This window comes from Sphingobacteriales bacterium (assembly GCA_016700115.1).
Taxonomy (GTDB): Bacteria; Bacteroidota; Bacteroidia; order Chitinophagales; family UBA2359; genus UBA2359.
Genome location: CP064999.1, coordinates 2,740,872 through 2,754,386 on the forward strand (window position 1 = coordinate 2,740,872; position 13,515 = coordinate 2,754,386).

General features: G+C 39.3%; 10 protein-coding genes. 5 read left to right on the forward strand and 5 right to left on the reverse strand.

The features are described 5' to 3' along the window. Nucleotides 1-252: 252 nt before the first annotated feature. Nucleotides 253-543, reverse strand: a complete 291-nt coding sequence (locus tag IPM47_09855) for a helix-turn-helix transcriptional regulator (GenBank protein ID QQS31192.1) — start codon at nt 541-543, stop codon at nt 253-255. 187 nt (nt 544-730) lie between these two features. On the opposite strand from IPM47_09855, the gene IPM47_09860 reads away from it, so the two are divergent. Both IPM47_09860 and IPM47_09865 read left to right on the forward strand, forming a co-directional pair. Then, nucleotides 731-1,939, forward strand: coding sequence for an alanine dehydrogenase (locus IPM47_09860; protein ID QQS31193.1), 1,209 nt, complete (start codon nt 731-733; stop codon nt 1,937-1,939). 57 nt (nt 1,940-1,996) lie between these two features. Further along, the gene (locus IPM47_09865) at nt 1,997-3,679 is read left to right on the forward strand and encodes a T9SS type A sorting domain-containing protein (GenBank protein QQS31194.1); all 1,683 of its coding nucleotides are present in this window, start codon (nt 1,997-1,999) and stop codon (nt 3,677-3,679) included. Between the two features lie 131 nt (nt 3,680-3,810). Here the strand turns inward: IPM47_09865 and rplS are convergent, their stop codons facing one another. The 4 genes from rplS to IPM47_09885 form a co-directional block, all read right to left on the reverse strand. Beyond that, entirely contained in the window at nt 3,811-4,200 is a 390-nt protein-coding gene (gene rplS, locus IPM47_09870) for a 50S ribosomal protein L19 (GenBank protein ID QQS31195.1), read from the reverse strand. Between the two features lie 227 nt (nt 4,201-4,427). Then, nucleotides 4,428-5,456 (reverse strand): aldo/keto reductase, encoded by a 1,029-nt coding sequence (locus IPM47_09875; GenBank protein ID QQS31196.1) that lies wholly within the window; start codon nt 5,454-5,456, stop codon nt 4,428-4,430. A gap of 15 nt (nt 5,457-5,471) precedes the next feature. Then, nucleotides 5,472-6,974, reverse strand: coding sequence for a hypothetical protein (locus IPM47_09880; GenBank protein ID QQS31197.1), 1,503 nt, complete (start codon nt 6,972-6,974; stop codon nt 5,472-5,474). A 115-nt stretch (nt 6,975-7,089) separates the two neighbouring features. Next, nucleotides 7,090-7,776 carry a lysoplasmalogenase gene (locus IPM47_09885; protein QQS31198.1) on the reverse strand — a complete coding sequence of 229 codons (687 nt, stop codon included), beginning with the start codon at nt 7,774-7,776 and terminating at the stop codon, nt 7,090-7,092. A gap of 209 nt (nt 7,777-7,985) precedes the next feature. Between IPM47_09885 and IPM47_09890 the strand changes: the two genes are divergently transcribed. The 3 genes from IPM47_09890 to IPM47_09900 all read left to right on the forward strand — a co-directional run bounded on the left by IPM47_09890 (nt 7,986) and on the right by IPM47_09900 (nt 13,504). Next, complete coding sequence (locus tag IPM47_09890; protein QQS31199.1) at nt 7,986-9,026, forward strand: metal-dependent hydrolase; 1,041 nt, start codon at nt 7,986-7,988, stop codon at nt 9,024-9,026. Between the two features lie 260 nt (nt 9,027-9,286). Then, nucleotides 9,287-9,673: a hypothetical protein gene (locus tag IPM47_09895; GenBank protein QQS31200.1), complete on the forward strand. Its 387-nt coding sequence runs from the start codon at nt 9,287-9,289 to the stop codon at nt 9,671-9,673. A 171-nt stretch (nt 9,674-9,844) separates the two neighbouring features. Continuing rightward, nucleotides 9,845-13,504 carry a hypothetical protein gene (locus IPM47_09900; protein QQS31201.1) on the forward strand — a complete coding sequence of 1,220 codons (3,660 nt, stop codon included), beginning with the start codon at nt 9,845-9,847 and terminating at the stop codon, nt 13,502-13,504. The last annotated feature ends 11 nt before the right edge of the window (nt 13,505-13,515 follow it).

Here is a 13,515-nt window from a genome sequence, read left to right on the forward strand (position 1 = left end):
TTCTTTTATACTTCTTATCAAAAAAATAAATAACCCTCTTAGCTTGAGTATTTCATACCTGAAAATCGTACTTTTTGATTGTCAACTATGTTGATTTAGTATTTAGTTAAACAAGTCGCTTTATTTAACTACAAAACTACAAAAATATGATGACAACTTCATGTTTTTAAGGAAATTTAACTTAGGCCGCACAAAATAAGTGTTTGAACTTTGATTTTAAGACAATTCTCTAATTTGCCTTACAAAAAAATACTACCTCATATTGCAATTACAATTTTCGAGACAAGTTATGATTGTGGTGATTTCTTTTTCTTTAATAGAATAGAAAACGTTTTTCCCATCCCTTACAGCATGTAACAAACCTTTCATTTTCATATTGGCCAAATGATGGGATGTCAGCGATTGTTCTGTTTTGAGCTGTTCACAAATTTCGTTTACACATAATTTGCCGTTAGCTTCCAGTAATTCAACAATACCTAAGCGAACAGGGTGCGCAACTGTTTTTAGAATAATAGCAATGCGTTCTAACTTGTCTGCATTCATACAATTGCATTTAAACCGGTTTTAAAAGGATGTGGATATGTTCATATAAACAACCTGTAACTACAGAAAGTTTTTTATCATATCCTTTCGCAGGGAATGTCGTTTTCATATTGGCACTGTACGATTTTTGCAGTCGTTTCGTTACAAATTGTTACTTTTGCGCCCGCTAAAGTTAGAAACTGCCCTCATGAATAAAACCCTGATAGGTATAATAAGGGAAGAAAAGAATCCTCCCGACAACCGAGTACCATTAACACCCCGTCAATGTTCCTTTATACAAGAAAACTTTCCGGAAGTCAGTATAAGTGTACAGCCTTCAATACAGCGATGTTTTGCCGATTCTGAATATGAACAGGCAGGAATTGAAGTCAAGGAAGATCTCACTAAATGCCATATCTTGATGGGAGTGAAAGAACCGTTGCCAGACAGGTTGATAGCAGGTAAAACTTACCTGTTTTTTTCTCATACCATTAAGAAGCAGGTATCGAATCAAAAACTGTTACAGACGATAATCCAAAAAAACATCGAGCTGATTGATTATGAATGTCTCCGGTATGCCAACGGAAAAAGAATCATCGGGTTTGGAGGATTTGCAGGAATTGTTGGTGCACATAACGGTTTGAAGGCTTACGGCTTAAAAACAGGCCTATATAACTTGCCACCGGCTTATGAATGTGGGGATTATGAACAGTTAAAAAGGGTATATGAACGTTTGATACTACCACCAATGAAAATTGCATTGACAGGTGCCGGAAGAGTAGCGACTGGAGCAAAAGAGGTTTTAGATTTCCTGAAGATAAAACATATATCAGTACAGGAATATTTAAATAACAGATATGACTATCCTGTTTATGTGCATTTGCATAATCATGATTTATACCGGCATAAAAAGTTTCACAGTTACGAAACACATGAGTTTTATCATCATCCTCAATTGTTTTACAGCACTTTTCTGCCTTTTACAAGCCAAACCGATTTGATGATAAACGGTATTTATTGGAGTCCCAAAGCCCCGGTATTTTTTACCAAATCTGACATGAACAGCCCTGATTTTAAGATTAAAGTAATCGCAGACATCAGTTGCGACATTAATGGGTCTGTTCCGGCTACTTTGAGAGCAACAACGATCGGAAATCCGGTTATGGGATATAACCCCAAAACTCAGGGAGAAGATACCCCTTACCAACCTCATACGATAGATATAATGGCAATAGATAACCTGCCTAATGAATTGCCCCGCGACTCCTCCGAAACTTTTGGAAAATTGTTAATAGACCATGTTTTAGCTGAATTGTTGCAAAAGAGTAGCCCTATCATAGAACATGCTACTATAACAAAACAGGGCATGTTAACCGAACTATATGAGTATTTACACGATTATGTTTATCCTGCTTAGTTGATGGTGCTAAAGTTGAAAAAATAAATTTGTTTTAACGAAAAAATGAAATCACCAATGGACCTTTTTTCCCGGTTATTATTGGCTATTATATTTCTGGTTTTTTTATCTTCTGTTTTCGTTCAGGCTCAGACTTTTGATTGGTCTGTTTCAGGAAATAGTACGCGGTTAGATGAAATATTAAGCATTACAGCCAACACAGATGGAAACATCTATGCTGCCGGTCATACTATTGCTCCTTCAGTAAGTATTGACACCCTATCCGGAACTGATACTACCTATATCTTGATTGATACGATTTACACTTCCGATATTTTACTTACAGCTTTTACTAATTCAGGTGATCCAATCTGGCAGAAAACCTTCACCGGAAAGGGGAATGACCGCGCTACGCACATTGTATCCGGAAGTGAAGGCAATTTTTTTGTAACCGGCATCTTTTCAGACACTTTGATGTTAGATGATGTTCCTTTACAAACTTCCGGCAAATTTGATTCAGATGTGTTTACTGCTATGATGAACAACGAAGGCAATATACAATGGGTAACTCAGGTTGGGGGTAATGGAAATGCAAATTCAGCAGGCTTGGCGACCGATGCATTTGGTTCTGCCTATTTGGGTTTTAATTTTAGAGATACTATAAATATTCATGACCTGATTGTTGTACCACCGGATTCTTACAATTTTGCAGTAGTTAAATATGATAATAATGGAGCACTGTTGTGGCATCAATTGGGAAATAATGAAACAGGCATCACTTTAGCTGCGATCAATACCGATTTAGACGGGAATACTTATGCTGTTGGTTATTTTACCGGATATATGACATTTGGAGGCTATTATTATGAGTCTTTGGATGAAACAGATGCTTTTATAGCCAAAATTGATTCAAATGGAAATGTGGAATGGCTCAAAACGATGGCTTATCCCGGCATACAAAGTTTACAAAGTATAGCAACAGGGATTAACAGTGAATTATATGTATGCGGGCAGACCAATGAACCTTTGACCGTGAATAATGATACCATAGAAATTACCGGTGTCAACTCAGCTTTTGTTGCCCGTTTTTCAACAGAAGACGGTTCAGTTCAATGGATAACACCTGTCAATGGCTGGGGTGTCAGCATTGCTCGCCAACTTAGTGTTGATGCCGATGGGAATGCCTGGTTAGCCGGGAATTTTTCTCCAACTGTTTTTTATCAATCAGACACTTTGAATTCGCAGGGTGCGGATGATGTTTTGTTAGCCAAATTAAATCCGGATGGGCAAATTCTATGGATTAAAACAGCCGGTGGCGTAAATTCCGAAACGGTTAACACACTTGCTTTTGATGCGGGGAATCAATTGTTTTTTGCCGGTGCTTTTGATATTCAAACCAATTTCGATGCCGATACACTGACTTCGTTAGGAGAATACGATTATTTTCTGACAAAAATTGGAACTTCAGTGGTTACTTCTGTTGCAGGTGATTTTAGTGAAACCCCTATTTTTAACCTGCAATCAGCTTTTAGGGTGTTTCCAAATCCCGCAAACAACCTGGTTTCGTTGGCTTTATTTAATATTGAGGGTCCGATTAGTATTTCTTTGTTTGATTTAAATGGGTCAGTGTGGAAACAAGAAACCCTTAACAAATCTGCAGAAGTTTGTGAAATAGATGTTTCAGGTTTGCCGAAAGGAATTTACCTGATTCAAGTGCTGACCTCAACACAACAAGCCACCTCTAAGCTAATTGTCCGGTAAATTTGAATTTCCTGAAATCGCATAAAAAGGAAAAGGGCGGTAACCTGTTATTGGTTGCCGCCCTTTTTTAGGAGATTATGTTATGCCGGATATTGATATCCATTCCGGTTTAATGCAAAGAAGTCATTAAATTAATCGTTTTTACCTTTAGCATCTGCTCCTGTAAGTACCCGGCGTTCTTTGATACGGGCACGTTTACCCTGAGCATCACGCAGATAGAACAAACGTGCGCGGCGAACTTTTCCATATCTGTTCACTTCAATTTTTTCAATATTAGGAGAAGAAACGGGGAATACGCGTTCAACCCCGATACCACTCGAAATTTTTCGGACGGTAAAGGTTCGTTTGGCATTTTTAGGACCTCCTTTAATTTGGATAACTATTCCTTTAAATTGCTGAATACGAACTTTTTCACCCTCAATAATTTTGTAGTGAACGGTAACATTGTCGCCGGCTTTAAATTCTGGAGTTTCTACTTTGGGTATTAACTGCTCCTCCACATATTTCAATATCTGTTCCATTGCTGATACTGGTTTGTAAAATCGTAAAAATTGGCTGCAAAGATAAGTAAAAAAAAATCCGTTGTAATGATAACCTTTATTTTTTTTGGTTTTTTAAGCAATCATCAATGAAATAGGTTGCCTATCCTTTGTTTTTTGTACAAGACTCCTGTTTTTAAATTGAATTTGTAGTAATCAGGCTTGATAATTTACCGAATTATCAAACTTGATTTTCCAGACTTTTTAATTTAGAAATCGAGTTTACTATGGTTTTCACCAAATAACAGTTTTTTTACATTGTCGGATTGCAAAAACTCGTGCGGGAAACCAAGTTTTACTGTACTACATTCGTTCAGAGCTGCTACTTGTTCGGGTAGTAAATTTACCTTTAGGCAGTCGAGGTTATCATTTAGTTGTTTCAAATTTCTGGCACCAATTATGGGAATGATATTTTTACCACGTTGCCGAATCCAATTCAGGGCAACATTCGAAGGCGTGCAGCCTATATCTTTGGCAATACTGACAACTTTATCCGCAATGGCAAAATTGGCTTCCGTTAACCTGGGGTTGTTTTCTTTCAGCCTTTTTTCCTCAACCGGCTGAAGATTGTTTGGTTGGTATTTTCCGGTAAGAATACCGGATGCAAGAGGTCCCCAAGCCAAAACAGATAGTCCGAAATGATCAGCCATTGGTAACAGGTCGCGTTCAACAGTTCTTTCAAGCAGATTGTATTGAATTTGAAGTCCAACAAACTGAGTCCATCCTTTACATTCGGCAAGCGTGTTACATTTTGCAACTATCCAGGCAGGAACATCAGAAATGCCGATATAAAGAACTTTACCCATGCGCACCAAATCATCCATTGCACGCATTATTTCTTCAGGTTGGGTTGTAAAATCCCAGGCATGAATCCATAACAAATCAATATATTCAGTTTTTAGGCGGTTTAAGCTCGCATGTACAGATTGCATTAGATTCTTCCGGTGATTTCCTCCTGCATTCAGGTTTGCAGGGTTCATATTCAACGAGTATTTGGTTGCCAAAACAAAATAGTCGCGGTCAGTTTGAATAAAATCGCTCAGAATTGATTCGCTGTTACCTTTGGTATAGTAATTTGCAGTATCAATAAAATTGCCTCCTGATTCGGCGTAAGTATCAAAAATCAATCGGCAATCTTCTTTGGCGGTTCCCCAACCCCAATCTTCTCCAAATGTCATGGTTCCCAATGCGAGTTCAGAAACCCTAAGCCCGCTTTTGCCTAATAATTTATACCGCATCTTATTGGGTTTCGGTTATTTATGAAGTTGTGGTTGATAAATTAATGGAATTCCTGATTGTTGTCCATTGACAGAACTAAGAACAAGGACCAAAATCTGTGCCTTTTCATTTGTTTGATATGAAAAGGAAATAGTCTGCTGACCTCCAGCAACTGTTCCAGATTGAAGAGATTGCCCCTGAATTGTTAAAAGTTCCCATCCCGAAACCTGAGTCCTTACGTTGCTTAAGTCAATTGTACAAATATCAGAAAAAGGATTCGGGTAAGCGGTTGCTTTTAGGAGTTCAGGTATTTCCTGATGAATCCCAATTGCACAGCTTTCGCGCAGCGATCCAAACCATTGACGAAGTGCCAGGGCGTGATAAAGCCCTGCATTTGAATGGCTAAATCCGCTTACCGTTTGCAACTCAACATCAGCAGCACCATTGAGTCCAAATTGTTCGAGAGTAAATAACACATTCGGAAACGGATTTTCGACATCGGCATCGCTGTGAAACAATCGCATCGGCATTTGTGGAGACCAGTCGTATAAATCATTAAAGGCCAGAAAATCACGCATCCAGAAGTCAGGATTATATAAAAATTCTTCCCGGTAAATATCCTCCAGCATCCGGTTTGGAATACTGTCTAAAAGAGAAGTATTGGCAAAGGGGTTGGTTGCATCCAAAATTAGTGTGAGGAGTGAGTCATAGGGAGATTTAAAATAGTCGAAAAAAGGAGTGGTGATGCCCATGCTGATTAACTCTGGCTGGTAAATCTCGTAATAAGCGCGGCTAATCAGGCAAAAAGCATGAGGTTCTCCGGTTGTTCGTGTCGGAGAAGCCAAAGAGTCGGCAGCAATGCCGGAAAGGTCATAAGTACCTCCTCCCGGCATAGCTGCTGTGATGGAAAACTCATCGGAATGATGTTCCTGAATTTGTTTACAGGTAGCCATGCTAGAATGTCCGCCCTGTGAATATCCGCTGATAAATAATTGGTCATTAAAATCTATGCCGCTGTTTTGGCAATAGGTTCTTGTTGCACGGATCAGGTCTATGGTAGCTGCTGATTCGGTGGTTGCGTGCATAAACGCCTGAAACCCCGGCGAAGCATCATAGCCCAGATGTATATAATCGGGGGTTAGTGAAATATATCCGTTAGAAGCAATCCCTTTTCCGATAAACGAGTAAATATTGTTAAGAGAGGAAGGAGCCTCCCAATGTTTGAGGGCTAACCCATGACCATAAGTGCACATTGGAGGGGCACATGGATAATTGGTTGGAAATGAAACCAAAGCAGATGCAATGGTGGAAGACATGCCATCATAATCAACCGTTTCATATAACACTTTATAGGCAGCAATATCATATTCAAATCCAAAAAGAGAGGGAGGTAATCCGGTGGCTGCAGTAGCTTCGGTCTGTAATTCTGCTACTGTTTTGGTTTCCATCAGGGTGAAACTGATGATATCCCCTCTTTCTGCATAAAGAAACGCCATTGGCATCAAGCACCAAACAAATATCAACATCAACCTGTACATAGCTTAAGAATTTTACCTTAAAATTAAAAAAAACACAAAGATATTAAGTTGAATACTACCCAAAAACCGGAAAGCTGGTTGTTCAGATTTAGGCTCATTTTTTTCAGCTAACTTTTTACCACTTGTCGCCTTTCATCAGTCCCCAAACAATCAGCCATTGAGAGAGGCAGTATGTTCCCATAATCCAGACTCTTGCTAAAGGTACCGGTTGATAAAACTTATTGATTGCAATCAGAGAATCTGAAACTACAAATACCAAAGCTCCGATAAAAACAGCCCGGAAACTAATTTCAGGTACAACCCCGTATCGGTTCAATGCATAAACAGCCATTAACAATAAAACTGTTGCATATACACTTACAGGTATGGCTAAATCCTTTAAATTTGGAGACAGCAAATAGAGCAAAGCAATTTCAAAAACAACAAACGGAATCAAAAGCCACCAACTTTTTCTGAATATACCTTGTGTGATTGGCAGAGAAGTAAGCCGATATGCCCTGATGTATAGCAGGTGCGCTACTAAAAATGACACTAACCCGCTGATAAATAAAATTTGAGAAGTAGGTTTGATCATCAAAAATACATCACCGCAACAAGAGAAAAATAAAGAAACCAACACGATAATCGTCAGTTTGCCTGCCGGTTTTGGTGCATTAATCCAATACCACAGCATCAGATTGATCATCAAAAGTGGCTTCAGAAAGTATTCTAAGGTATGGTTTTGGAACAGGTCGGCACTAATGACCAAAGCGGAAATGATAAAATACCGGAGGGTAAAGGATTTTGTGTATTTAACGGGCATATTCTTTTTAGTGAAGAAAATTGAATGTTAAAGATTTGAATTGATGTTACAAATGTAAGGACTTTCCTTGTTATGGAAGCGTTTTTTGAAGCAACTTACTTTGTTTGAGATATGCGGTTGTACTTCAAAACTATTACCATGTATTTGGAGTTATTGTAATCGTATTTCTGCAAAAGTTGTTTTTGATTTATTTATTTCTACTTCAGTGCATGGATTCTATTACACAGTTTACCCTTGGTGCTGCTATCGGAGAGGCGGTACTTGGCAAAAAAATTGGCAATAAAGCAGTTCTTTGGGGAGGATTTGCCGGAACTATTCCGGATTTGGATGTGATGTTTAGCCCTTTGTTGGACAATGTGCAAAGGCTGGGATTTCACAGAGGCTATAGTCATTCTTTGTTATTTGCGTTGATAGTAGGGCCTATTCTCGGTTGGTTGTTTTGGAAATGGTATAAAAATCACCCTGCTCAAACTACCCTTCAGGATTGGGTTAAATTGTTTCTGTTAGGAATTATTACACACCCTATTCTGGATTCTTTTACCACTTATGGCACACAGCTATTTTTACCCTTTAGCGATTACAGGGTAGGGTTAAACAATATTTTTATTGTTGACCCTATTTACACCATTCCCTTTTTGTTGCTGCTTATTCTTGCAATGTTTTTTAACCGCACAAACCCTTTGCGCAGGAAACTTAACTATGCCGGATTAATTATCAGCAGCGTTTATATGCTGTTTACTTTGGGCACTAAAGTTTATGTTGACCGCATTTTTGCCAATTCTCTTCATGAGCAAAAGATAGACTATCAGCGGTTTATGAGTGCAACAACCCCGCTTAACAGCATTTTATGGTATGCGGTGGTTGAGGTGGACCGTGGTTATTATATGGGTTATTATTCCTTGTTTGACAAAGACCGCCATATACATTATGACTTTATTGCCCGAAACGATAGTTTGCTGTCCGGTATTCAGGATTCCTATGCTGTGGACAGGGTTAAGTGGTTCAGCAACGGATATTATGCAGTACGTCCGCATAATAATCCGGATGAAGTTCGATTTTATGACTTGAAATTCGGAAAAATGGGTTTTGAAGGTAGTACGGAAAAGTTTATTTTCGCTTTTAATCTTAAAAAACTCCCCGACGGAAATGTAGTAATGCATCAAAGCAGGGATGATAATGGAAGAGATTTTAAAATGGGGGATGCATTCCGGGAACTTTGGCAAAGGATTATGGGCATCAAGCCTATTTAATTTGAAGCAGGATAACTTATGTTGAGATAAACAAACCCATGTTTTTACTTTCTCTTCTTTAAGTTGGAATTGGGCATCTCTTAGATATTGAGATGCCTTTTTACTTTTTTATTGGCAATGTTATAACTGGATACCCATTTTAAACGGACGGAGTAAAAAATCAAGTTCCATAGTGACTTTTATCATTTATAAAACTGCTAAATAACTTTACCTTCGCAGCAGATAAACACAATAGAATTTTAACAATAAATTAAAGCACAATGAATGCAAAACATATTTATCTGAAAGACCTTCATTTTGAACACAAGATTTGGGAAAGTGAACTTAGTTTTTACAAAGAAGAATTAAAGATATTTCAACAAAGGTTGGGGGATGTGTCCCTGAAAAATACGAAGCATGAAGTTCAGGCTCAAATTGAGCATTTTCAGAATCAGTTTATACGCCAAAATGAGGTCATTGATGAATATCGCCATCAAATTAACGAACATGAAGGGCATCTGATAACTGAAACCGAGAAGAATCCGACTGCTATTGAACATCGGTATTTCCCCGATCACAAAGAAATGAGAGATAATATGCAGATTTTCAGACGCCTTTACGGGGAATTGAAACATGAATTTATGAACTTCTTAGTAATGTGGATGTAATTGTTTTATAAACAGTCATTTTTTAACCAATTTCAGCCAACTGATGCTTTTGTGTCAGTTGGTTTTTTGTTTTTTTTACCATACCTTCGAAAGCCCATCAGGATACTTGTCTCTTGTGCATAGGGTTGAATCAGGATTTATCCCTTAACTTTAGGCAAAATATCTTTTTTTATGTACCGGTTTTATGGGTTGGCTGTTTTGAGTGTACTCTCTTTTTTTATTTCTGTTAGAACGTTCGCTCAATCCGAATTTTATGGTATTCCAGTTATTCCAACTGAGTCAATATCGTCTAAAATAGACAAACATATCAGAGAATACCGGTTGTTTAAAATCCCTGCATCCGAAATAAGCAACTATCTTAAGTTTTCGAGGAATAACAGGTTGAATCTAACCTTATATCTGGGAGAAGATTTGTGGAACCTCAACTTAACACCCAACGATATGCGGAGCAATGGGTTTAAGTTTTTTTTGCAAACTCAAATGGGGAAACAAATTTTACCAACTCCTACAAATATTGCATACAAAGGCAGCCTGATGGGTGGGGGAGAAGTGCGTTTATCGGTTGATCCCGGGTTTATTTACGGATTTGTTACCAATCCTCAAGGAATTGAGTTGATGATTGAACCTTTAAACTATTGGATTTCAGGAGCTGAAGAAGAGGTGTTTTTGATCTATAAACAGGACGACTTTATTCAAACTCATCCGCTCAATTGTTTTGAAAAAATAATTCATGAGGGGTACAAGCCCAGAGAAAAAGACGATGAAAACAAACAATTAAACGAATGTACAACAGTTGAGCTCACATTTGCAGCCGATTGGCTGTTGTTAGAGGAAAAAGGCAGCCCGGAAAAGGTACACAAACACCTCAATGCTGTTTTAAATGCTGTACAGCCTAATTATGCAGTATTTAGTATAGATTTTTTGCTTACTGAAATTGTGGTTTCGGGTTGTGAAACCTGTGATGGGTATAGCAGTACACTGGATCCGGCTGCTCTGCAAACATCTTTTGCCGCATGGGGAAACGCCGGAGGATTTTCCCAACCTTTTGATGTAGCACAATTGTGGACTGACCGCGATTTTACGGGAAGTGTAGTGGGTGTTTCACCGGTTGGCACACTTTGTACCAATAACCGGTATAGTCTGGTGCAGGATTACAGTGCAAACTTTAACTCGCTCAGAGCTTTATCGGCACACGAACTTGGTCATTGTTTTGGAGCAACCCACGATCCGAGCAATTCCTTATACCTCATGCAGCCAACTATTCTTCCTACGTTAACCGAATTTTCGTCAAACTCCATCAGTTTAATACAAACCCATCTCGGTAGCCGCACCTGTTTAGAACATCATTGCCCTTTTTGTTTATCAGCAACTCAGATTGCCTTCGACAGTAATACTAATACCCTGACCTGGCAAGACAATGCACCTCAATGTCAGGTCAGTATAAAACGGAGTGGCGAGGCTAACTGGATTTTACAAACTATGGTTTCCGGAGAGAGCTATACTTTTAGCGGACTGTCTGCATGTTATGATTATGAAGTTGAACTACTGCCTGTCTGTAGCGGAAATATTACCGCCTATCCTCAAACCCTGAACATCCCTGCCGTTAGCAGCCCTGCAAATATTATGGTTTCTCAACCCAGTGCAGGCACTGCGGTCATTAACTGGACTAACGGGGGGAGTTTGGTGAGTGTAAGGATTAAAGAAACGGGAGGTGCTGTTTATTTGGTGAATACCGCAGTTACAACCAATACTTATACAGTCAACGGGTTATCACCCTGTAAAAGCTATTCGGTGGAGTTGCAAAGTATTTGTTCTGGTTTTTTATTGAGCAATACGGCAACTGCCACAATCAGTGCAATTGTTCCTTATGTTGCTTTCGGATTGCCGTTATCCCCAACTTCGGCTAATGTAGGCTTTATTACCTATACTTTTACCTCATTCGATTATCTGATTCGAGTTAAACAGCAGGGAACATCGGTCTGGATTTTTGAAACCATCGCGCAAAGCGGGGTTAATTATTTATTAAACGGGTTACTACCTTGTACCTACTACGAGGTTTATGCCTATGCAAACTGCGGAGACGGACAACTCGGACCGCCAAGAATTCAACAATTCAGAACTTCTAATTTGTTTATCAGTGCACTGACACCCCAAAACTGCAATTCTCAAACTGCCACTTATGATCTCGCATTAACAGTCAATTATCTTCAGTTGTCGGGTCAGTTTACTGTATCAGTAAACGGAGCTGAATACCCGCAAACTTATTCCGGAAGCCCTCAGCAAGTTATAATCCCCAATCTTCCGGCAACCGGAAATATGACCATAACCGTTTCCATTTCTGACAATCTGAACCCTTCTCTTTGTTTCGGAAGCAGTACTTATACCGGTTTTCGTCCACAGTGTGAATGTAGTACCGTATTTTCTGAAAATTTTGATGGTTGTTCCATTCCTGTAGGTTGGAGTAATAGTGCCATAGGTTTTAACCCGGCTGCTTTGTGGCAGTTTGGAACAACTACAGATGGCAACAGCATCAACGAATCCTGTATGATGTTTTTTGACGATGATGCTTATGATTCAGATGGAGGTGAAGCCCTGATGATTACTTCTCCGGTCATCAATATGAACAACTATTCTGCGGCATCGCTCCGGTTTAAATACAATTTCAACACGATAGGCGGGTTTTTCAGGGTTCGTGTATGGAGCGGAAGTGCATGGGAAGATGTGATTTATACTTTTAACAGCAACTGTGGATTTTGGGGTTGCAATTATGCACAGGCAGATATTGACATTACACCCTACCTCAACCCGGATTTTCAGGTGAGATTCATCTATAATGATGGGAATGGCTGGGACTGGTATGCCGGAATAGATGACTTTGAAATCTGCGCCTATTCCGCCCTTGTCAGTTGCAATGCGGGTTTTTACTTTCCGAACGGGAATACTTATTGCAAAGCTCAGGGTTTTGTTACTCCGGTGATTACCGGAAATCCCGGAGGAGTGTTTTCATCCACACCTGCAGGGCTTACTATTGATGCCCAGACAGGAGCAATTTTATTGACTTCCAGTTTGGCAGGTATTTATTCAATTCAATACACGTCAGACAGTTTTGGAGGGTGCTCTCAAAATTTTACCATAACCATTGCACAGGATTGCAACACGCCCGTTTTTGTCAAAGCTTTTTTACAAGGTGCCTTTAATCAGACAACCGATTTGATGAACACTACCCTTAACACGCTGAACATTATTCCATTAACTCAGCCTTATAATTTGCCGCCCTATAATTACAACGGCACAGAGTCTTTTGCCTCCCCTTCTGCAAAACCTGCTAATATGGTAGATTGGGTGTTAATAGAATTGAGAGAAACTGCCACCAAAATGCTGATAGCCAGAAAGGCCGCTGTTTTGTTAAATGACGGATGGATAACGGATGTAAACGGAAGCAGCGCAACAGGCGTAGTTTTTAACAATATTCCGCCAAACACAACCTGTTTTGTGGCAGTTCGCCATAGAAATCATCTCGCAGTTCTCAGCGATGTGCCGGTTGTATTGCCAAACTCCGGAAACACATTCGACTTTAGTCAGGCTGTTTCCAAGGCCTATGGCAATAATCAGCAAATTTTGTCAGGAACAAAAGCCCTTCTTTATTCGGGTGATGCCGATGCAAACGGAGCAGTAACAATTGGAGATTTCACCAAATACAAGCAGCAATTTTTACAACTAAGCAGCTATAAAGAAGCCGATGTAAATATGGACGGAGATGTTTCGTCTTTCGATTTTTCGGCAATGCAACCGAATTTTCAACGCATTGGTTTGCCTTTATTGCGCTATTAATTGCCGCATGT